Raw genomic sequence first — 20,953 nt, 5'->3', positions numbered from 1 at the left:
TCGTTTGTGCCGGTTTCTCGAAGTTATTTCATAACAGGGAGACGAGTTTTCTCCCTGTATTATTCAGATTATGTCAATCTCATCCAGCAACAACAATAGATTTTTTATGTGTAAAGACGTCGTAGCCACTCCGGCCATGATATTCACCCATACCGGATGCCCCGATGCCACCGAACGCAAGATATGGAGATACGACCTGAAGCATAACTCCATTGATGACAGCATCACCTGATGCGATCAAATCTGCCATCCGCTTGCCGTTTTCAATATCATTGGTGAAGTAGTACGCCGCGAGCGGATTGGGATGATGTGAATTCACCAGTGTTGGCACATCTTCCGCATTCTTGAACGTAAGGATGGGTAGCACGGGACCGAACAGTTCCTGCTCCATCAATGAGTCAGACCAGTCCACCCCGTCGACGACGGTTGCCTGCAAGGTCCGTGCTTCTGGGTTGGCGCCACCGCCATAAACTACAGTGCCTTTTGTGCGCTCGATCAAGGAAAGAAGACGTTTGACCTGAGTTGTCGTGACGACTTTGCCGGTCGATCCGACATCAGGATAATCATGCTGGACCTTTTCGATGACTTTCTTGAGAAAGGCATCTTTCACACTTGAATCGACGAGCACATAATCCGGAGCGATACATGTCTGCCCGCTGTTGGTGAAGCGTCCCTGAACGACCTGATCTGCGGCCCGTTCGAGATCAGCATCGCTGAAAACGATAAATGGTGATTTCCCGCCCAGCTCAAGCACTACAGGTGCCAAATGCTCGGAGGCTGCTTTCATGACGATCTTTCCGACCGCAGGGCTCCCGGTGAAGAAAATCATGTTGAAGGGGAGTTTCAGAAGTGCTTCGTTTTCTTCACGTCCCCCCTGAACAACCGCGACGTGTTGGGGAGCAAAAGCCTCACTGACAATTTTTTCAATGATTTTTGCCGTGTGGGGTACTGCTTCCGAAGGTTTGATGATAGCCCGATTGCCGGCCGCGATTGCGCCGACCAAGGGTGAGAGGACGAGATTAAACGGATAGTTAAATGGGCCTATGATATAGACTATTCCAAAAGCTTCGTGCTGTATGAAGCTCTGTACAGGTGCGCGTCCTTTATAATCCAAAGGCGATGGAAAGTTAGGAACAACCTGTGGTTTTGCCCACTCGTCCATATTTTTAATATAATGATTAATTTCTTCTAAAACGACGCCTATTTCCGTCATTTTGACCAGCAGCTCAGACTTTCCCAGATCTTCGCTGAGAGCTGAGCATATTTCGTTTGCATATTTTTCTATAGTTGCATGCAGAGTATTGAGTGCGCTTTTCCGTGTCTTGATATCAATGAGTTTTTGTTCTCGAAGAGCCTTGGTCTGAATGTCGAAGGCGTCCTGAATCTTATTAAGCGGTGTGTAGTCCATATTGGATACCCCAGTGAAGCGTTGTCGGTGTGATAATATAACGGTAAAAAACACCCTCTCGATCTGAAACAAGTTTTTCATAGCCTCGACAGAGCCCGTATATCCAAGCTCACAATCATCCCGAGTAGTTGGATATATAAAAACGAATATGGACGGAACCAGAGGTGGGCTTTCACAAACGCGTGTATGCCTGTCGGCGCAATTTGTGGATCGGCGTGGAAAACTGGTCCTGTAGCACTGAACTTGTAACAGTTCCGGGCGGACTTGAGGCTTATTCCGTGCATTGAAAGATGAAAGGGTCGAAGAGCCGTGGTAATCCCCCCATAAAAAGAGTGGCTTTTGGAAGAGAATTTTCTCAGCGTAAGGATGAGGGGATTCTGATGAAGAGTGATCGCTTTACTGACGCCCAGATCATGGGTGCGATCCCTCAGGCTGAGGGTGGCGTCTCTGTTCCTGACCTGTACCGGGAGCATGGGATCAGCAACGCGACGTTTTACGGGTGGCGTACGAAATATGGCGGCATGGATGCTTCGATGATCAGTCAGATGAAAACTCTGGAAGAGGAGAACCGTCGGCTGAAGTGTATGGATGCGGAACTGAGCATGTAGACGGATATCCTGAAGGAAGCCCGTGGAAAAAAATGAAGCAGCCAGCCCAGCACCGGGAACTGGCCGCACAGGCTGTGGCGCATCACAGGGTCAGCATTGCGCTGGCCTGTCGGGTTGTTCGCTGTCTGGAGCAGGTTATGGAGTGGCGTGGCAGGCCAGGGGCTATCAGAATGGATAATGGCCCTGAATATGTCAGTCATACGTTGGTTTCATGGGCCGAAAAACAGGGGATTACCCTGATCTATACGCAACCGGGTCATCCGCAGCAGAACGCCTATATTGAACGCTACAACAGAACTGTCCGGCAGGAATGGCTGGAGCAGTCTCTATTTGAAAGCATTCAGGATGTGCAGGAGGTCGCAACACAATGGCTCTGGACATATAATAATGACAGACCCAACATGGGGAACGTCGAGTTCACACCCGCCCAGAAACTAAAAGAAGCTGCCTGAATTCTCAGTCAGAACCCTACTAAAAAGGGGGGGGGATTACCGGGGAGAGCAATGCTCTCCCCATGAGCCTCCGCTCGTTATAGCTTTAATCGTTTTGAAGCTGTTTGTGCTGCTTGCAATGCTTTCCCGTCCATCCAAGCTCTACGGCTACGTTCAAGTGCCATTTGGGTTTCTGGAATTTCCGATGGGTCGCCATGATGAAACGGGGGCTGAGGCGCGTATTGAATAATGAGTTGAATATGTTCTGCTGCGGCCTGCCCGCGTAATTGCGCTGCGAGAGTAAGCCCAAAATCAAGGCCAGCAGTCACACCGCCTCCTGTAATCCTATTGCGATCCTGCACAACGCGTTCGTGGCTTTCAATGGCGCCCATTAACGGCAGCAGATTAACAACACCCCAATGAGATGTGGCTTTGTATCCCTCCAATAACCCTGCTGCGGCAAGAATAAGGCTACCTGTGCAAACGCTTGTAATAAAGCGTGAGTGTGGTGCACGACTTCTCAAGAAAGCGAGGACGTCGGGATCGTTCATGCAGGCAATTGTTCCCATTAGCCCACCCGGTACAAACAATACATCCAGTGCCTGTGGGCACGTCGCTGGTGTGTCTGTTGGAGGGACAGGAATACCGACATCGGTGGAGACTGGCGTCATAGTCATGCCAACCAGATAAATTTCAGCACCTAGAATTTTAAAAATAGTCTGTGGACCAATAAGGTCCTGAAGAACCATGTTCGGGTAAACAAGCATAGCAATTTTGATCGGAGGACCAGAGAATTTCATACCTTGCATATGCTCCAGATGCTCTTTTTCAGAACCGCCTGTTGCTGCTTTGGCACTTTCTGAGACTATGGAGGCCATGATAAGAGTGGCAAGGGCACGTCGTTTAAGACCGGATGAGGAAGACGCATCTGGCAGTAAATTTGGCATGATTGTTTCTTTGCAAGAGGGTTTGATCTGAGCAAAAACGGCGCACGAGCCGCTCTTAAGAGAACTGTTGGATTTCATCATCAGAATGCCACCTGAAGTGAACCCAAAGCCGAACGGGGAGCTTCCGCACGCATGGAGAATGTTCCATTCGTGTCATAAATGCGGGCATTGGTCAGGTTTGTCATATTGAGCTGAACTCTGACTGGTCGTCCGTGTAAGGAAAACTTATACCATAAGGCAGAATCAAGCCGGAAATAGCCAGGAAGGTAGAACGAGTTGGGAAGTGTTGCCTCCCGTCGGGTGGCGGCTCTGATACCCAGTCCCAAGCCTAGACCATGCAAAACTGTTCCGTCGGCAAATTCGTATGTTGTCCAGACATTTCCGGTATGTTTGGCAACGCCAGCAAGAACACTGTTGACAGGATATTTGTTGTCACGGGTTACATTGGCAAAAGTGTAAGCGTAACTGAGAACGGCTTTCCAGCCCGGTAAAATCTCACCTGCCACATCAGCCTCTATGCCTCGACTACGCTGCTGGCCAACGGCAATGGAATAAAGCGGATGAGCAGGGTCTGTCGTGGCAACATTTGAGCGACGAATATCATATACCGCGACAGTCGCTTGCAGGTGATCATGAAACAGTTGTTGTTTGACGCCTGCTTCAATCTGGCGAGACCTTCCGGGTGAAAGGGGCGTTCCGGTGAAGGAAGAAGTTGATGTGGGAATAAAACTCGTTGACCAGTTAAAATAAAGAGAAGTTTTCCTGCCTACTGCGTAGAGAATTCCAAGTCTAGGAGAGAATTTATTTGCAGAGACAGAGGTGTTAATTTCTTGTATTTTGTTGAGAGAAGATGTTGTCGTGGCATCATAGCGCCCCCCACCAAGAACATAGAAGCGATCAAAAAGAGAAATGTAGTCCTGAAAATACACCGAGGCGGCTTCTGCCTGTGTTGAAATATTGGAGCGTAACCGTGCAGGTCCTAGTGCCCCCGTATAAATGGGATATGTAAGAACAAGTGCAGGAAGTGAGGCTGTATAGGTTTTTGCACTATAATCTGTCTGATAGAGCTCGCTGCCGACCAGCCAGTCATGTTTTAGTGGCCCAGTATGAAAAATGCCTGAAAATTCATTCTGGAGATCAAAATCTTTACCCATTTGAGGGCCGTTGGATACTCCACGGCTCAGGGTTCGTCCGTTCGTGGAGAGAGCAAAGGTGCTCATACGATCCGTACCGAAATCATAGTTGCTGATTGAGCTTGCAAAGCCTGAGCGGAACCGGGATGAATCAGAAAGTTTATGCACCCAGTTGTATCCTAAACGCCAAGAGTTCTGATGCGAGGCTCCAAGAGTCTGATTATCGAAGTTATAGGAGAGGGGTAGGGCCAGAGCTTTTCGGACCAAAGGGGTTTGGGATGCACCCCAAGTATAGTTTGAAAGCTGCCAAGATGCGAAGAAATCAATCTTATCATGAAGAGAGGGAGTCCACTGAAGAGTGGGAGCAACATAGGTTGTTTCATTGTAACCGAAGTCTCGGAATGTATCATCATGCTGATAGGCAAAATTGATACGGCCTACAATTTTTCCATCTTCTGATAGATCACGGTTACCGTCTGTGGTTCCACGGAATAATCCAAAACTTCCCCCTGATAATCCGGCATTCAGAAAGTTATGGTTTGCAATGGCTCGCTTTGTCGTGACGTTGACGGTACCGCCTGAAGAGGTTGAACCACCGTATAATACCGATGCGGGACCTTTGAGGACTTCAATGTTATCAACGCCCTGAATATCTTGGGTTCCGGTCTGTTCTCTAAAACCATCTCGCAAGGTTGTAGAAGCGTCCACAAATCCACGCACACGAAAAGTCAGAGAATTAGGGAAGGTCAGATTACGTTCAACACCACTGACTGTCTCGATGGCCTGATTAATGCTGAGAGCGCCACGATCCTGTATGACAGCATGAGTGATGACCTGTACCGATGCTGGTGTTTTCTGGATGGAAACAGGAATTTTTAGAGCTGAACTATTGGTTCGAGCAAGATAATCTTCGGCAGGCTGCCGTGTTCCATTAACGATCACAAAGCTTTGTGACTGGGACGCGACCTCTATCTTTTTCTCTTTCTGAGGCAACATTCCAGTCCGGGAAAACAATGTTTTGTCTGTGCTGCTCTGCGCCCATAAAGGCGTAGCGGTAAAACCGTAAGACAGCACGACAATGCGCGCAATAAAGCGACACGCTAACGCTCCTTGAGCGCCACGGGTTTTTTTATACATAGTTAAAGAAAATCCTGAACTGAGAAAGACTCAGCACTGGGTCGTACAGAAACACTCCCAAACACGCACAAAAGCGGCGTGTAGGATGAGACGACACAAACCAGAAGCTGACGAAAGGCTCAGGAAAACAAAGGGGGGCCGCGCGACGGTGGCAGACCTGTCAGAACAGATGGTGGCGCTCTGGGAGGATGTGCCCGCATTTCCTGTTGATATCGATACACAGTATAAGCGGGCAGGGTGGGGAGGTTCGTCAGAATAACAGCGACAAGTTCCAGCAACGGGCAAAGCGGACAGCTTTTGTCGTGATGATGTGTATCATGGTGATGACCTGACATGCTCATAGGCATGTCCATCATCACCATATCATTGTCCATGTTTTGCTGAGGGCTGATATCAATGCCCGTTAGTCGTTCAATTGCTGCCCTTGGAGTTTCGTCTGGTAGGGAAAAGCCTTGGAGGAGCAGTTGCCCGACAAACCCGATAAGTACCAGCACCCCAACAAAAATAGCGAAGGGTGTTGTCTTGTGTTGCTGTCGGGTTTTGGGAGTAGTCAAGACTATTGATAACTCCAATATATTGCTGGTGTCATAAAGGGTTATTAGTTGACGGTGTCAGGAAGGGTAAAAGAGCAGACATAAACAGAGGTCGTCAAGGATAAGATATTTCATTTTATCGCCCAACGTCTGTCAGTAAAGTCGTATCTCTATGACCCTGTAATGTGGAGGGATGAAAATCGAGCCTTTCGTCAGCTATGTCCGTCTTTGCAAGGGAGAGAAATAAAAGCAGAAAACTGCTTTTATTTTGGGTCAACGGGGGAAGATATTCCCCCTTGCCAGATTCTGAATGGGTAGCCATTCAGCACCGCTGGCTTCCTTTTAAAACGGTATCTTTTTGAAGGCTATTTCCGGGTAGCTTATGGCCTCCACCGTCTGCCTGAGATTGGCTGTTGAAATGCCAGTCAGGTAAGTAGTTGTGCCCTGACTTGTATGGCTGGCTTCATGACCCAGCAGGCGGTCAATCCAGACCTTCCGAATATTGGCATCTGCGTTTCTGAGTTGGGTCGATACGGTGTGCCGGAACGAATGAAATGTAATTTCTGCTGGTAGGCCAATCCGGGTTTTAAGCAACAAGAAGGCTCTGCCAAAGTTTGTGCCCCTCACACCTTGCTTTGAAGTCTTCAAGCCGGGAATAAGCTAGAGCGCATCCACTGAACTATGAATCGTGTAGGGTGACATGGGGCATGGATTGTGATTCACCGTTTCCATTGATGGAGATGGTGATGGCGCGAACATTGAGTGACGATCTTCGGGTGTGCGTTCTGGAAGCCGGAGCAGCGGGCGGGTCAGCGCGTTCATTGGCGAAGCGTTTCGGGATCGGGATTTCGACAGCGATCCGGTGGCTTCGGCATGATCGAAGCGCAGAAAGATATCACGCTCAACGAGATGGTGGCGCGCCTGAAGGATGAGCAGTCCGTCGGGATCGGCACAGCATGCTCAGCCGATGGCTGCGGCAGCGTGGGTGGACATTCAAAAAAGATCGCACCCTCCGTGCATGATGGCGCCATGACCAGCGAGATTTTTCAGGTCTATGTAGAGCATGTTCTCGTGCCGACGCTGAGCCTGGGCGATATCGTCGTGCTGGACAATCTGCCCGCTCATAAGGGGTCAGGAGCGCGAAAGGCCATCGAACGGGCGGGGGCACAGATGATGTTCCTGCTTCCCTATAGTCCCGATTTCAACCCGATCGAAATGGCGTTCGCCAAACTCAAGGCTCTTTTGCGCGCCAAAGCAGTAAGAACCGTCACAACCTTATGGGACGCCGCCGGATCAGTCCTGGATGCTTTCACTCCTGACGAATGCGCCAACTTTTTTACAGCCGCTGGATATGAGCCAGAATAAAGTAGACATGCTCTAAAAAGGGGGGATTACGCGTTGATGGAAAGGGTATTCCGCTGATTTCAGGTTTAGCGATGGGGGCGGGGACAGTTTATCGTTATGATTTTGCCCTGTGTTTGGAGCAGTGGTCTTCTGGATTGTCACGCGGTGGTGCTAACCTGATCCAGAAATACGAAGTGGCATAGAGTATAGAATGATACCCTAAGGTTCTCATCGCAGAGATATTTGTCTTTCCTGCTCCAGGTCGAGGGATATTTCTGTCTGGGTAAAGAAATCTCATTCTCTGAGACCAGTATGAGGCTGGAATTATTTCAATTTTCCAACCGATACAAGAAAGATAAAAAATTTTTAATATTTTGAGCCTTTGGGGGATGGTGCGTGTCTGCTAGATGCGTTGCGCATGATAATGACTCGCAATTACTTTGCTGGTAGGACATTGATGTGAAACTCCATCCCGTAACATCTTTTCGTGTGACTGGTCTTTTGGCCTCGACAGTCCTCTCTTTAGGGGGCGCGTTGTCGGCGCAGGCGGCAGATACGGCATATAACACCAGCATCCCTTCTGAAGAAGTGGTGGAAAAACGCGCGGATGATCGTAAAGCGGCAACGGTAAAGACAGAAAAAAACCAGAAGACCATCGTCAATGTCGTATCCAGGACAAACGAAAGCATTCTGGTTAAAGCCCGCAGGTGGGACCGTGGAAGCTATACAGCGCCGGAAACCAGTGCATCAACCGGTTTGCCGTTAAGTCTGAGGGAAACACCGCAGACTGTTACGGTCATGACCCGGCAGGTTATGGATGACCAGCAGATCAATACTCTTGACGATGTTCTGACCACCACGCCGGGTGTTACATCTTACGCGAATGACAACGCCGGGCGCACAACGTATCGCGCTCGTGGTTTTGATATTACCAATTACAAGATTGATGGCATGCAGATTGATGCCTCCACCAGTTTTGGTGGCGTTGGTTCATCCATGAACATGGATCTGTATGACAATGTACAGATTGTTCGTGGTGCTAACGGTCTGCTTGGCGGGACGGGGGACCCGTCCGCAACAATTTATTTGCAGCGTAAGGCGCCACAGCGCGAATTTTCAGCCAATGGTCTGTTAAGGCTGGGGAACTGGAACGAGCATCGTGTTATGGCGGACCTGAATGCGCCACTGAACCATACGGGCACAATCCGTAGCCGGTACGTCTTTTCATGGGACGATACGGATACGTTTCGGGTGCGTGAACATGTTAACCGTATTGGCGCGCTTGCAAACTTTACGGCTGACATATCCTCGCGTGATACCCTCGATTTTGGCTTCCAGTATGAAAAAACCCGGAATGATGGTGCATCCTGGGGGACGAATGTTCCAATCTGGTATGCAGATGGAACAAATACAAATCTTTCTCGCAGCACGAACCCGGCTGCCGACTGGAGCCAAGCGACCCGTGACCAGTATACCGCGTTTATCAACTACGATCATGATTTTTCAGCAGGCTGGCACCTGAAGGCTGGCTATATGCGCACTCAGGGAAGTTCCTATAACAATCTTGGTGTCGCAAAAATCAACAATGCAACCCGGAAAACCTATGGTGGTTTCTGGAATCAGGATGGCACAGGGGCTTATCTGAATGCTCTGCATGCCGAGTATGAAGATGCACGTGACAATGCCGATGTTCATGTGTCTGGCCCTGTGCATTTTCTCGGTCATGAGCATCAGCTTGTATTTGGCTTTAACGGTTATAATGATGAACTGACGCAATACACGTTCAGTAATACCTTGGGGAACTGCTCCATTGCCGGGGTTACGCCCTATTCCGGGTGCCAGTATCGTGCGACCGGACTGCCCATTGCAAACTGGCAGACATGGGATGGGTCTTATCCTAATTTTGTAACGTATCGCACCCATGCGCGTGAGGTTGATGTGACGCGCAATTATGGTGCCTATACATCCGGTCGTTTTGTGTTGGCCAAAGGTTTGTCGCTCATTCTGGGTGGTCGTATGAGCAGTTATCAGGCTTATACGGGCACTTATGGCAAGACGAACCAGTATTCGGGCTCTTCCAGCACTGGTCAGCAGAACGCAGTGCTGACACCTTATGCCGGTATGGTCTATGACTTTACCAAAACCATGTCGATTTACGGAAGCTATACAAACGTCTTTACGCCTCAGTCGAACCTGAGAGACGCCAGTAACAAACCTCTTAACCCAGTTGTGGGCAAGAGTTATGAAACCGGTGTGAAAGGGTCATTCTTCAGACAACGCCTGAATACATCATTGGCTTTTTATCTCAACCGTCAGAGCAACGTGGCTCAGGCAACTGGCGCGACAAACGTCAGTACTGGTGAGGCTATTTACGACTCAGTCAATGGTGTCAAAACGGAAGGGATTGATCTGGATGCCTCGGGTGAACTGCTGCCCGGCTGGAATGTCTTTTTTGGATACAGCTATCTTTACGAAAAAGGCTTGAGCTACCGTCAGGACCCACATCATCTTGTGCGTTTGACAACGAGCTACACGTTCCCCGGCAAGTTGCACCACCTTACCGTTGGCGGGGGCATATCCAGCCAGTCCAGTACGGAGTGGACCACTAATCCGGGCCGTCCTCTGGGGGGTGGCAGGTATGATGCCTCCAACCTTCGGGTTAAAGGCTACACGCTTATCAATATCATGGCGCGCTACAGGGCTGCGAACTGGCTGGATATCGCGGGAAACATCACGAATCTGACCAATCGCACCTATGTCCGGCAGGCAGGGTTTTATGATGGCATGATTTACGGTGAACCCCGGACGTTCAGCTTTACTTTGCGTGGCCATTATTGAATTTGCCGAGACAGGCTTAAACGTAGATCGGCGATCAGTGACCCTGAGAGCAGATTCATGACCTGAGAATGGGGTGGTGGGGAGAGGTGACAGGTCTTTTCTTCCCCTGCGCCAGTCTTCATGTCCGTGTCGGTAAAGCTGGTGCTTACCGGGCCACCCGATCGTGCGCGCATTGTGTCTTTTGTGCTCACTTAACCGTGAAGTCCTTCTGGAATAAGCCCTATACCGTAGTGCCGACGAAAACGGGAACAACTGACAGGTAGCCTGTTCTCGCAGAATCATATCCAACGCATGGAATCACATATTTGTTTCTAAAAATAAGTAGGTTTTTTTTGGTTTTGTCTGTTTCTGTTGGATGTCTATCCAGATGCGTGGAGCTACTTTTAAAATGAGTTGTTCATTTTTATTCAGTATGCTCCGGTAAGCCCTGCTGAAATATGGACTGTATTGGTCCGTTTTGGTGGCGCAAAACTTGCGTCTCTTCATCAAGGCCCTGTCCCGCGACTGTATTCTGGCTGGAGGCGGTTGGGAGCCGGGTATTTTTTATATGCTGGAGCATCGCATGAACATTCATCAGGAACCGCCATTTAAACCACGTTACGAGAACTACATTGGCGGCCAATGGAAAGCTCCCATCAAGGGAAGTTATATGCAGAATACGTCTCCAGTGGATGGGCGTGTTCTATGTACTGTCCCGCAATCCAGCGCCGAAGATATTGATCTGGCACTGGATGCCGCACATGCTGCTTTTCCTGTCTGGTCGCATACTTCTCCAGCCGAGCGCGCTCTGGTGTTGCTCAGGGCGGCGGACAGGATGGAAGCCAATCTTGACCTGCTGGCCCGAGCCGAGACATGGGATAATGGCAAACCAATCCGCGAGACATTAACGGCGGATATTCCTCTGGCGATAGATCATTTCCGCTATTTTGCCGGATGCCTGCGTGCTCAGGAAGGGACGCTGAGCGAAATTACCGATACAACCATCGCCTATCATTTCCATGAGCCTTTGGGTGTTGTGGGGCAGATTATTCCATGGAACTTTCCCATTCTTATGGGGGCATGGAAGTTGGCCCCGGCTCTGGCGGCCGGGAATTGCGTGGTGATGAAGCCTGCGGAAACAACGCCTGCCAGCATGCTGCTATTGATGGAACTGATTGGTGATCTCTTCCCCCCCGGCGCGCTGAATATTGTGAACGGCCTTGGGCGGGATGTGGGTGCGGCTTTGTCCAACAGCACACGGATTGCAAAGATCGCTTTTACCGGTTCCACACCAACGGGAAAAATGATTGCCCACGCGGCAGCGGAAAACCTTATCCCGGCTACGCTGGAGCTTGGGGGGAAGTCTCCGAACATCTTTTTTGCGGATGTGATGGAGCATGATGATGAATATCTGGACAAAGCGTTGGAAGGCTTTGCCATGTTTGCCCTTAATCAGGGGCAGATCTGTTCGTGCCCAAGCCGTGCGTTGGTGCATGAATCCATTTACGACCGCTTTATCGCGCGGGCCTTGCCGCGTGTTCAGGCCATTTTACAGGGAAATCCGCTGGACCCGCAAACCATGATGGGGGCGCAGAACTCCACCATGCAGCAGCAGAAAATTCTGGACTATATCGCCATAGGTCTGGACGAAGGTGCGCAACTGCTGACCGGTGGTGGCAGACCAGATCTTGGCACGGACCTTAACAATGGGTGTTACGTGCAGCCTACCGTGTTCCGGGGGCATAACAGGATGCGTATTTTTCAGGAAGAAGTTTTTGGTCCGGTGCTTGCGGTTACAACATTCACCACCGAGGAGGAAGCGCTTGCCATTGCCAATGACACGCCTTTTGGGCTTGGTTCTGGCGTATGGTCACGCAATGCCAATACGTGCTACCGCGTGGCGCGCGGTTTGCAGGCCGGGCGTGTGTGGGTAAACTGCTACCACGCTTATCCCGCACATGCAGCTTTTGGCGGATATAAAAAATCTGGCATTGGGCGCGAAACCCACAAAATGGTTCTGGAACATTACCAGCAGACAAAAAACATGTTGGTCAGTTACAGCGAGAATAAACTCGGCCTGTTTTAATCACGGGTGATTATCGCTGGTAAAAACAGCGCAAGGCAGCGCCTGACCCGGCTCAAATGGCTCGGGCGGCCTGCTGGCGGCAGGGGGAGCCAGTCTTGTGACGACCCCTGTTCAGCCCTCTGCCCGGGTGTACCTATGGATTAGTATGTGTTTGTAGCGGCTTCACGCTCTATGGCGCATGTTGTCGCATCGGGGGCGCTGGGATGGGCTTGCAAGTTTTCCAGCTCGTGACGTACCGCGGCCATCTGTTCTGTAAACCAGGGCTGTGCCTGCAATGTAGCAAACATGGTGCTGCCGTTTATGTAACCTGCCTGCACATCGCTTTTCCAGTGTACGCCGCAAACAATGCGACTTTCCCCAAAAACCCGACCACGCTGCATGATCTGGCTGGCGCGGTCGGGCAGGGCGCTGGCCAGAATGGAGGCAGTCATCCATCCCCAGGTTGTATGGCCGGAGGGATAGGCAAAGCTGTCTGTCAGTTTTGCGCGTGCGTCAGGGGTGCAGATCTCCTGAGTGGTGCCAACAAAAGGCCGTGTCCTGTGCCAGAAGTTCTTTTCTTCCGTAACACGCTGTTCCAGCGGTTCGGCCAGTGAGTTCAGCAGGCTGAGCAGGGCTGGCAGCCTGTCGGGGATAAGTGCAAAGCCTGCGGCGCAGGAAAAATCACGTATGATGTGTTGTGGGGTCAGGTCCGCATCATCGTGGGCCAGTTGCCAGCGCTGGCTGCCTCTGAGTGCGCGTGTGTTTTCAAACGCCTGCCTGTCGGCTTCCTGCGCGAGCGAACCTGCGGCGGGTGGCGGAGGGAGCACGGTCCGTCCATCCGGGAGCAGGGTAGGTTGTGCCCCCGCCGTTTGTGACAACCCGTGTATGACCGTGCAGGCTGTTATGGCGCAAAGAGTAAGAACACGCAGACGCATGGAAGGCCTTATGGTTGGCATAGACAGAGGTGGCCTCAATACACCAGCCTTGTGTGGCAAAGTGTGATAATTTAATGATAAGCAATGGATCGGGATGGTCAGGGTATCGGGCGCAGGGGCTTTGATTTTACGCCTGATCGGTTATGCTTTCGCTCAATCTGATGTGTTGGTGTGCCTGCCAGCGTCAGCCTGCTGGTTTGGCCCGTAAGGATTCCTTGGATGAAAATCGCTCTGGGACAGTTTGCCGTTGCACCGGAATGGCGTGTCAATCTTGACCAGTGCGTATCCCTGATCGAGCGGGCCGACGCGGAGGGAGCGGGGCTGCTTATCCTACCGGAGAGCATTATTGCGGCAGATATGCACGACCCCGGCATTACCGTACGCACTGCGCAAATGCTGGATGGGCCATTTGTCAGCGGTCTGGTTAACGCGCTGGCAGGCAAGGCGTTGAGTGTCATCTGCTGCATTGCCACCCCCGCTACACCAGCGCTGACCCATAACTGCCAGATCGTGCTCAATGCGACCGGTCTGGTAGCCTGTTACCGCAAGCTGCATTTGTATGATGCCTTTAACATGAAGGAATCAAACGACTATCTGCCCGGCACGGAACTTCCCCCCATTGTGCGGGTGGGGGATATACATGTGGGGCTGATGACCTGTTATGATGTGCGCTTTCCTGAAGTCGCGCGCTCCCTTGTGGTGCGTGGCGCGGACCTGCTGAGCGTACCAGCCGCATGGGTGCGCGGTCCCGGCAAGGAATGGCACTGGGAGGTTATGGTAACGGCCCGTGCGCTGGAGAACACCTGCTACGTGGCCGCCGTGGGCGAGTGCGGTCCTCGCAATATAGGGTGCAGTATGCTGGTGGACCCCATGGGGGTTGCCGTGGCCCGCGCGGGGAGTGGCCCGGACCTGCTTTTTGCCGATGTGGACAAGGAGCGTATTCGTGCAACCCGTGAGGTTCTGCCAGTGCTGGCCAACCGCCGCTTCAAGGACCCGGAGATCAGGGCGTCACAGGAGTAAGAGAACTCCCGATGCACGGCAGATGCCCAGCGGAAGAGACAGGCCGGGAGGCAGATGATGGTTTTGTGCATGTGCGGGGTGCGCGTGAACATAACCTGAAAAATGTTAGCCTGAGCATCCCGCGTGACAGTCTGGTGGTGTTTACGGGGCTTTCAGGGTCGGGCAAGTCCTCGCTGGCATTTGGCACGTTGTATGCCGAGGCCCAGCGCCGTTATCTGGAATCCGTCTCGCCCTATGCCCGGCGACTGTTCCAGCAGATGCCTGTTCCCGATGTGGATGGGGTGGACGGGCTTCCCCCAGCCATCGCTCTCCAGCAACAGCGGGGAGGGAGTTCGGGCCGTTCGTCCGTGGGCAGTATTACAACACTCTCCAACCTGCTGCGCATGCTGTACTCGCGTGCGGGGGATTATCCTCCGGGGTTGGCTCGGCTGGAGGCGGAATCCTTTTCCCCCAATACGCCCATGGGTGCCTGCAAACGCTGTCACGGGCTGGGCCATATTCATGATGTGACGGAGGAGAGCATGGTGCCAGACCCATCACGCACACTCCGTGAGCGGGCCGTGGCATCATGGCCCAGTGCATGGCAGGGGCAGAACCTGCGGGACATTCTGATCACCAGAGGCGTTGATGTTGATATTCCCTGGCGTGACTTGCCCAAAAAAACGCGCGAGTGGATACTTTTTACCGATGAGACCCCAACACACCCGGTCTACCCCGGCCTGACCCACGCGCAGGTGGCGCAGGCCATGGCGCAGGGTGTGGAGCCAGCGTACCAAGGCACATTTACGGGTGCGCGGCGTTATGTTCTGCAAACATTTGCCAAGTCGCAAAGTGCCATGATGCGCCGCCGGGTTGAGGCGTTCATGACCACCACGCTTTGCCCGGCCTGCCACGGCCAGCGGCTTAATGCCGATGCCCTGCGTGTCACATTTGGCGGGCACACAATAGCCGCCATGACTGCCCTGCCGCTGGAAACAATAGCCGCAACGCTCCGCGCGAGCATTGGCGCAAAGCCTGCGTCAGACGCAACGGCCATTGCCGCGGAGCGGATCGTGGAGGACATGGCCGCCCGGATTGGTGTGCTCGAAGAACTGGGGCTTGGCTACCTGCAGATGGACCGGGGCGTGCAGACCCTCTCACCCGGTGAATACCAGCGCCTGCGACTTGGCACGCAGATTCATTCCAACCTGTTTGGCGTGGTCTATGTACTGGACGAGCCATCAGCCGGGTTACATCCGGCGGACACACAGGCCCTGCTTGCCGCACTGGAGCGCTTGCGCCGCGCAGGGAACTCGCTTTTTCTGGTCGAGCATAATCTGGATATTATCCGCCATGCGCAATGGGTGGTGGATGTGGGGCCGCAGGCGGGCACACGGGGGGGAGAGATACTGTATTCCGGCCCCCTTGCCGGGCTGGAAGATAGTGCTGCCTCCCACACCCGGCATTATGTGTTTGCCCCCCAGGCCAGAACAGCCCACACGCCTAGAACGCCGCAGGCATGGCTGCGGCTGGACGGGATAACATGGAACAATCTGGACAATCTTTCGGCGTCTTTTCCTCTTGGCATGCTGGTTGCGGTTACGGGGGTGTCGGGTTCGGGTAAATCCTCTCTGGTCAGTCAGGTGCTGACCAGCATTGTCGCCCGTGCGCTGGGGCAAACTCCGGTGGTTGTGGAGGAGGAAGATGAAGACCTCATTGTGGCTTCTCATCCCATGGGAGAACCGCAGGGCCGGATTGTGGAGGGTCTGGAGCATATCAAGCGTCTGGTGGTCATTGACCAGAAACCCATAGGGCGCACGCCCCGCTCCAATCTTGCGACCTATACGGGTCTGTTTGACATGATCCGTAAACTCTATGCCAGAACGGAACTGGCGCAAAAGCGGGGGTACGATGCAGGGTACTTCTCGTTCAACCTGCCCAAGGGCCGCTGCCCGACCTGTGAAGGGGCCGGAGCGACCATGGTGGAACTTCTGTTCCTGCCCAGTGTGTACGCGCCATGCCCCACATGCCATGGAGCGCGTTACAAACCGCAGGTGCTTGAGGTCACCTACCGTGGCCGTTCCATTGCGGACCTCCTGACCATGACGGTCGATGAAGCCTGCCAGTTTCTGGCCGCAGATGCTGGCCCGGCGCAGATTCTGGCCACATTGCAACGCGGCGGTCTGGGGCACCTCACTCTGGGGCAGCCTGCAACCGAACTTTCCGGCGGGGAGGCGCAGCGGATCAAGCTGGCGACGGAGTTGCAGAAACAGCGGCGCGGCCACACGCTTTATGTGCTGGACGAACCAACAACCGGCCTGCACCCGTTTGATGCAGACAGGTTGATGGAGCACCTGCGTGATCTGGTGGACGGCGACAATACCGTTCTGGTTGCCGAGCACGATATGCGCCTTGTGGCCCGGAGCGACTGGGTCATTGATATGGGGCCGGGGGCTGGCGGTAGGGGAGGGCGCATTGTGGCGCAGGGTATGCCGTATGATGTTGCACACATGTCAGGGAGCGTGACTGCGCCGTTTTTGGCGCGGTATACCGCGTAGCGTCCTGTTGGGCCGGATGGATGTCTGGTTGTACGGCTGGTGTATGGAGGCATCTTGTTGGGGTGGGGCCTGTTGCGGCTGTCAGCCCGTAAGCATTGGCTCTTCCGCCATTATGCTGTCCGGTATGTCCGGTCTGATCCGGGTCTGTGCCATTCGGGTGAACGAGTAGTCGGGAAGTGTTCTTAACGTAGCAGGTTGTGCTGATATGCTGGTCGCATTTTCCTGCATTTCAGTGTTTCCATGCGGGCCGCATCCCGCAGGCCATACGATATAAAACAATCGGGCACAGAGTGCCGCGCCAGCCTCGCCGGGCGGCAAGGCGGGTTAAGCGTACAGGTGTTCGGTCTGAGCGGTGACAGGCAGGAGCTGGGATACCCTTACGGAGGGGGTATCTTGACGGCGGCAGGTTCGTTCGGGAAACGTTTTTTGGCAGGAAAGTTCTTTTTGGTGCTGTACATGGAATGGTCGGCATGGACCATAATGGCCGCCAGATCCTTGCCATCTTCGGGGTAAAGTCCCCCGCCAATGCTACCCGAGAGGGAAAGCCGGAGAGTGTCGACCACCACGGGACGGCGCAAAACAGCCAGCAGTTTGTTACTGACTGTGTCCAGCATGATTCTACTCTCAATATCAGGGAGCAGAATGCCAAACTCATCTCCGCCCAGACGGACCACATAGTCACTTTTGCGCACACTTTTGCGCAGCCTGCGGGCCAGACTCCGCAATACGTTATCCCCGGTGGCATGCCCGTACGTGTCATTGATCGGTTTGAACTGGTCCAGATCGATCATGAGGAAGCCTATGGTCTGGGCAGGGTCGTCCTCTATTTCCTCATTCCAGCGTTCCATCAGGCCGCGCCTGTTGCCAACGCCGGTCAGTTCATCAGTGAAGGCATCTCTCTGGAGTGCGCGATATTTACGCTTGATGTCCGAAATATCACGAAAAATACCAATAGCGATGTCCTGTTTATGGAAGAAGAGCGCATAGTGCTGCACAATGCGTATTCTGCCATCCGCTCCTTTCAGGTCCAGCACCAGTTCTGGCAGTTCGCTGGTTTCTTCACAGTCGGCCCGACTTTTGGCCTGCCGGACCTGAGCGCGGAGCTGCTCCTGTTGCTTGGGGTCAACGCAACAGGTGTCGATCAGTGCGGACATGGAGGTAATTCTGTCGTCCGCGATATGGCGAAAAGCTGGATTGCGTAGAATAATCTGGCTGTCGGACAAACGCACAACGACCGTCCCGATTGGCGCTTTCTCGAAAAGTGTTTGCCCCAGAGTCGTCAGGTCAGGAAGGGTGGAAAAATCAATCTGACCAGGCAGGGAGGCGGTGTTCATAGACGAGAATTATCCTGTGCAGCAGTGCCGGGCTGATCTGGTGCCTTAATAAACAGGGCGTTCAGATGAAAATTCAGCCAAAGCGGGCGTATGGAGTTAAAAAGCCTGTTCAGGCTGTGACCATAATGCCCTAGCGTTACCTGACCATGATTCGATCCTCAATACAGCACAGGTAATGACATATATCAATCACTCAGTATTATCCACGCTTGGCGTATCGCTGATATATGTGGCTTATGCCAGATTCCGGAGTAGAATGAAAGGAAATATGGCAGTCAGAATATGTTATAAAAGGAATGATAAATATTCGTATTTTTCCGCATTTTAAATGAATTATCTTTTAATGTTATTGGGCTATAAATTGATTTGTTTGCGGCGTATATACTTATTTATTTTATGGATCGGAATTATTTAGCAGTTTTTGGCTCGGGAGTATTATGCCCTGCGGCTGGGTCGTGGCAGCCATACCGCCATATAGCCGCCACGATGTTCCAAAAAAGCAGGGCATCCCTGTGGTGCGTTGGAGGGGGCTGCTAATTCTGCTTTTCAAATGCGCAGGGTTACTGCATCACTTACGTAAGGGACGTAGGTTTTTATACCAAAGTCGCTACGGTTGAAGGTGCTTGTGGCGTCAAACCCGGTCGTATATTTTTTGTCTATCGGGTTAACGCCAGCTCCCACAAAATGCGCATGCAGGGTGATCGGCTTTGTAACGCCGTGCAGGCTCAGCTTGCCGTGGATTGTTGCATTGTTCTGGTCGACCATTTGAACGCTGGTCGAAACGAAGGTCGCATCCGGGAACTTAGCGGCATCGAACCATTGCGGGCTTTTGAGTTCATCGGTCAACTGGGTGCTGGTTGTCTGCACGGAGGCAACCGGAATGGTCACGGATAACCGTGAAGACGCCGGGGATTGCGCATTCAGTTCCAGTGTGCCCGATGCGTTGGAGAAGACACCAAAGTAATTGGTGAATCCAAAATGCAGGACGGAAAACCCGATCTGGGTATGACCAGCTTCCACCGCATAGGTGCCAGACTGGATATGGGATGCCTGCGTAATGGTCTGGTCTGATGCGACGGCGTGTGTGCTGAATGTGATGACGGCAAACACCGCTGAAAATAAAAGAGAAGTGCGGGTCATGCTGGGGAATGCTCCAGAGCGTAAGGTTGGTAAGATGTGTTCTGATGTGAATAGCAGGACGCAGATGCACGCATAAATAACAATCCTATAAATGCTTTGTTTCCGTTTTTTGATTCGTTTTCCGTGGGTAGGCGGAGCTTGGGCCTGTGTTATAATCCCCGCCACGTTCATGCATGAGTTAAGGGGAGGGCCTTGGATGTTGACCGGAAAGGCCCCACAGCCCACGCCTGTCAATGCCTCTGCCGAGGGCGAGCAGATCTGGCTGAATGTCATAGGCAAAATGGAAGAAACCTGGGCCCAGCTTATTGGGCAGCAGGTGGAGCTGGAGCGCAAAAATGCAGCGCTGGAAGAAGCGCACGCCTTTATGGCCAGCGTGTTTGACTCCATGTCCGATGTGCTGGTCGCGTGCGATACGGCGCTGCGTATCGTGCGCACGAATGCTGCTGCGGAAAAACTTTTTGCGCCGGAAGGGCAAAGCATTGTCGGTGCGCGGCTGGAGGACCTGATCGCCCCTTCGTCCGGGCTGAAAGTCACGGATGTTGCAGGGTGCATGACCCGGCGGCAGGGGTTGGAGGACAGGGAGTTCCAGTTTTCCACCACGTCGGGCGCGCTGCCTTTTGCCGTCAATGGCACGCTGTTATATGACCGGCGGCAACGCCTGTCGGGGATTGTGCTGCTTGGCCGTCCTCTGGGTGAGGTCAGGCGGGCCTATTCCGAACTGGATCAGGCGCACCGTAACCTCAAGGCTGCCCATATGCAGTTGGTGCAGGCCGAAAAAATGGCGTCCCTTGGGCGGCTGGTCGCAGGGGTGGCGCATGAACTGAATAACCCGATCTCGTTTGTATATGGCAATGCCTACACGCTCCAACGCTTCATTCCCCGGCTGGTCGCGTATCTGGAGCATATCCATGCCCAGCCCGGCGCATCCCTGTTCGCGCGTGAGCGGCAGGCGTTGCGGGTGGATATGGTTGTCTCAGAACTGGGGGGGACGCTGCACGGTATTGTGGAAGGTGCCGAGCGTGTGCGCGATATTGTAGCTGACCTGCGCCGTTTTTCATCAGACCGGCGGAGTGCTGGCGCGGTGTTTGACATGGCCGCCGTTGTGCGCACGGGGCTGGAATGGGTGCTGGCCAGCGCGGACCGTATTGTGGAAACGCGCATGGATGTGGAAGAGCCGCTGGAGGTTGAAGGCCACGCAGGGCGCATGCAGCAGGTTGTGATGAATCTGGTGCAGAATGCGCTGGATGCCATGGAAAATGTTCAGCACCCTGTTCTGTGTGTTACGGCAAAGCGGGATGGCGTGCGTGTGCATGTTCAGATTGCAGATAACGGGAGTGGCATCTCCCCTAATGTGGCGGACCATATTTTTGATCCGTTTTTTACAACCAAGCCTGTCGGCAAGGGAACGGGGCTGGGGCTTGCCATCTGCTATGGCACCGTGTCCGAGCATGGTGGGCAGTTTACTGTGCGCAACGGAGCACGCGGCGGTGCGGTGGTGGCGTTTGACCTGCCAGCCTTTGACCCGGATGGCGAGTGTGCCGTGTCGCCGGAAAAATAAAGGGTA

At 53.0% G+C, this 20,953-nt stretch carries 12 protein-coding genes and 3 pseudogenes; 7 read left to right on the top strand and 8 right to left on the bottom strand.

Annotated elements, in window-relative coordinates:
• Window positions 1-79: 79 nt before the first annotated feature.
• Window positions 80-1,408, bottom strand: a complete 1,329-nt coding sequence (gene mdlD / locus HNR55_RS13895; RefSeq protein ID WP_166116336.1) for an NAD(P)-dependent benzaldehyde dehydrogenase MdlD — start codon at window positions 1,406-1,408, stop codon at window positions 80-82.
• A gap of 380 nt (window positions 1,409-1,788) precedes the next feature.
• On the opposite strand from mdlD, the pseudogene HNR55_RS13890 reads away from it, so the two are divergent.
• A pseudogene (locus HNR55_RS13890) lies at window positions 1,789-2,468 on the top strand (integrase core domain-containing protein).
• A gap of 77 nt (window positions 2,469-2,545) precedes the next feature.
• Here the strand turns inward: HNR55_RS13890 and HNR55_RS13885 are convergent.
• From HNR55_RS13885 to HNR55_RS13870, 4 genes and pseudogenes are all read right to left on the bottom strand, one after another.
• The gene (locus tag HNR55_RS13885; protein ID WP_198911928.1) at window positions 2,546-3,475 is read right to left on the bottom strand and encodes a DJ-1/PfpI family protein; all 930 of its coding nucleotides are present in this window, start codon (window positions 3,473-3,475) and stop codon (window positions 2,546-2,548) included.
• On the bottom strand, window positions 3,475-5,664 hold the full coding sequence (locus HNR55_RS13880; RefSeq protein WP_166116334.1) for a TonB-dependent siderophore receptor: 2,190 nt from the start codon (window positions 5,662-5,664) through the stop codon (window positions 3,475-3,477). The genes HNR55_RS13885 and HNR55_RS13880 overlap by 1 nt, the downstream gene beginning before the upstream one ends.
• A 119-nt stretch (window positions 5,665-5,783) precedes the next feature.
• Window positions 5,784-6,218, bottom strand: a complete 435-nt coding sequence (locus HNR55_RS13875; protein WP_194300279.1) for a DUF2946 family protein — start codon at window positions 6,216-6,218, stop codon at window positions 5,784-5,786.
• Between the two features lie 321 nt (window positions 6,219-6,539).
• Window positions 6,540-6,857: pseudogene (locus tag HNR55_RS13870) on the bottom strand (tyrosine-type recombinase/integrase); the annotation flags it as partial.
• Between the two features lie 86 nt (window positions 6,858-6,943).
• On the opposite strand from HNR55_RS13870, the pseudogene HNR55_RS13865 reads away from it, so the two are divergent.
• From HNR55_RS13865 to HNR55_RS13855, 3 genes and pseudogenes are all read left to right on the top strand, one after another.
• Window positions 6,944-7,562: pseudogene (locus tag HNR55_RS13865) on the top strand (transposase).
• A 438-nt stretch (window positions 7,563-8,000) separates the two neighbouring features.
• A complete protein-coding gene (locus tag HNR55_RS13860) occupies window positions 8,001-10,379 on the top strand; it encodes a TonB-dependent siderophore receptor (protein ID WP_253545825.1) in 2,379 nt (792 codons plus the stop codon).
• A gap of 562 nt (window positions 10,380-10,941) precedes the next feature.
• Window positions 10,942-12,444, top strand: coding sequence for an aldehyde dehydrogenase family protein (locus HNR55_RS13855; RefSeq protein WP_166116358.1), 1,503 nt, complete (start codon window positions 10,942-10,944; stop codon window positions 12,442-12,444).
• A gap of 140 nt (window positions 12,445-12,584) precedes the next feature.
• Here HNR55_RS13855 and HNR55_RS13850 read toward each other — a convergent pair whose 3' ends face one another.
• Complete coding sequence (locus HNR55_RS13850) at window positions 12,585-13,358, bottom strand: acid phosphatase (RefSeq protein WP_166116332.1); 774 nt, start codon at window positions 13,356-13,358, stop codon at window positions 12,585-12,587.
• 219 nt (window positions 13,359-13,577) lie between these two features.
• Here HNR55_RS13850 and HNR55_RS13845 point away from each other — a divergent pair, with 219 nt between their 5' ends.
• On the top strand, window positions 13,578-14,378 hold the full coding sequence (locus HNR55_RS13845) for a deaminated glutathione amidase (protein WP_166116330.1): 801 nt from the start codon (window positions 13,578-13,580) through the stop codon (window positions 14,376-14,378).
• 11 nt (window positions 14,379-14,389) lie between these two features.
• A complete protein-coding gene (locus HNR55_RS13840) occupies window positions 14,390-16,915 on the top strand; it encodes an excinuclease ABC subunit UvrA (protein WP_166116328.1) in 2,526 nt (841 codons plus the stop codon).
• A 377-nt stretch (window positions 16,916-17,292) separates the two neighbouring features.
• Here the strand turns inward: HNR55_RS13840 and HNR55_RS13835 are convergent, their stop codons facing one another.
• The gene (locus HNR55_RS13835) at window positions 17,293-18,249 is read right to left on the bottom strand and encodes a GGDEF domain-containing protein (RefSeq protein WP_166116326.1); all 957 of its coding nucleotides are present in this window, start codon (window positions 18,247-18,249) and stop codon (window positions 17,293-17,295) included.
• 546 nt (window positions 18,250-18,795) lie between these two features.
• Window positions 18,796-19,389, bottom strand: a complete 594-nt coding sequence (locus tag HNR55_RS13830; RefSeq protein WP_166116325.1) for a YceI family protein — start codon at window positions 19,387-19,389, stop codon at window positions 18,796-18,798.
• Window positions 19,390-19,585: 196 nt separating this feature from the next.
• Here HNR55_RS13830 and HNR55_RS13825 point away from each other — a divergent pair, with 196 nt between their 5' ends.
• The gene (locus HNR55_RS13825; RefSeq protein ID WP_166116323.1) at window positions 19,586-20,947 is read left to right on the top strand and encodes a sensor histidine kinase; all 1,362 of its coding nucleotides are present in this window, start codon (window positions 19,586-19,588) and stop codon (window positions 20,945-20,947) included.
• Window positions 20,948-20,953: the final 6 nt, after the last annotated feature.

It is taken from the genome of Acetobacter lovaniensis (assembly GCF_014207635.1).
Taxonomy (GTDB): domain Bacteria; phylum Pseudomonadota; class Alphaproteobacteria; order Acetobacterales; family Acetobacteraceae; genus Acetobacter; species Acetobacter lovaniensis.
Note: the sequence above shows the minus strand (reverse complement) of the source record. Positions and strands in the feature narration are given on the sequence as shown.

Excerpts from the sequence above, each read along its gene's own strand:
- HNR55_RS13845 (WP_166116330.1), top strand. The coding sequence starts at position 13,578 with ATGAAAATCGCTCTGGGACAGTTTGCCGTTGCACCGGAATGGCGTGTC.
- HNR55_RS13830 (WP_166116325.1), bottom strand. The coding sequence starts at position 19,389 with ATGACCCGCACTTCTCTTTTATTTTCAGCGGTGTTTGCCGTCATCACA.
- HNR55_RS13885 (WP_198911928.1), bottom strand. The coding sequence starts at position 3,475 with ATGATGAAATCCAACAGTTCTCTTAAGAGCGGCTCGTGCGCCGTTTTT.
- HNR55_RS13880 (WP_166116334.1), bottom strand. The coding sequence starts at position 5,664 with ATGTATAAAAAAACCCGTGGCGCTCAAGGAGCGTTAGCGTGTCGCTTT.
- HNR55_RS13850 (WP_166116332.1), bottom strand. The coding sequence starts at position 13,358 with ATGCGTCTGCGTGTTCTTACTCTTTGCGCCATAACAGCCTGCACGGTC.
- HNR55_RS13835 (WP_166116326.1), bottom strand. The coding sequence starts at position 18,249 with ATGAACACCGCCTCCCTGCCTGGTCAGATTGATTTTTCCACCCTTCCT.
- HNR55_RS13825 (WP_166116323.1), top strand. The coding sequence starts at position 19,586 with ATGTTGACCGGAAAGGCCCCACAGCCCACGCCTGTCAATGCCTCTGCC.
- mdlD (WP_166116336.1), bottom strand. The coding sequence starts at position 1,408 with ATGGACTACACACCGCTTAATAAGATTCAGGACGCCTTCGACATTCAG.
- HNR55_RS13855 (WP_166116358.1), top strand. The coding sequence starts at position 10,942 with ATGAACATTCATCAGGAACCGCCATTTAAACCACGTTACGAGAACTAC.
- HNR55_RS13840 (WP_166116328.1), top strand. The coding sequence starts at position 14,390 with ATGCACGGCAGATGCCCAGCGGAAGAGACAGGCCGGGAGGCAGATGAT.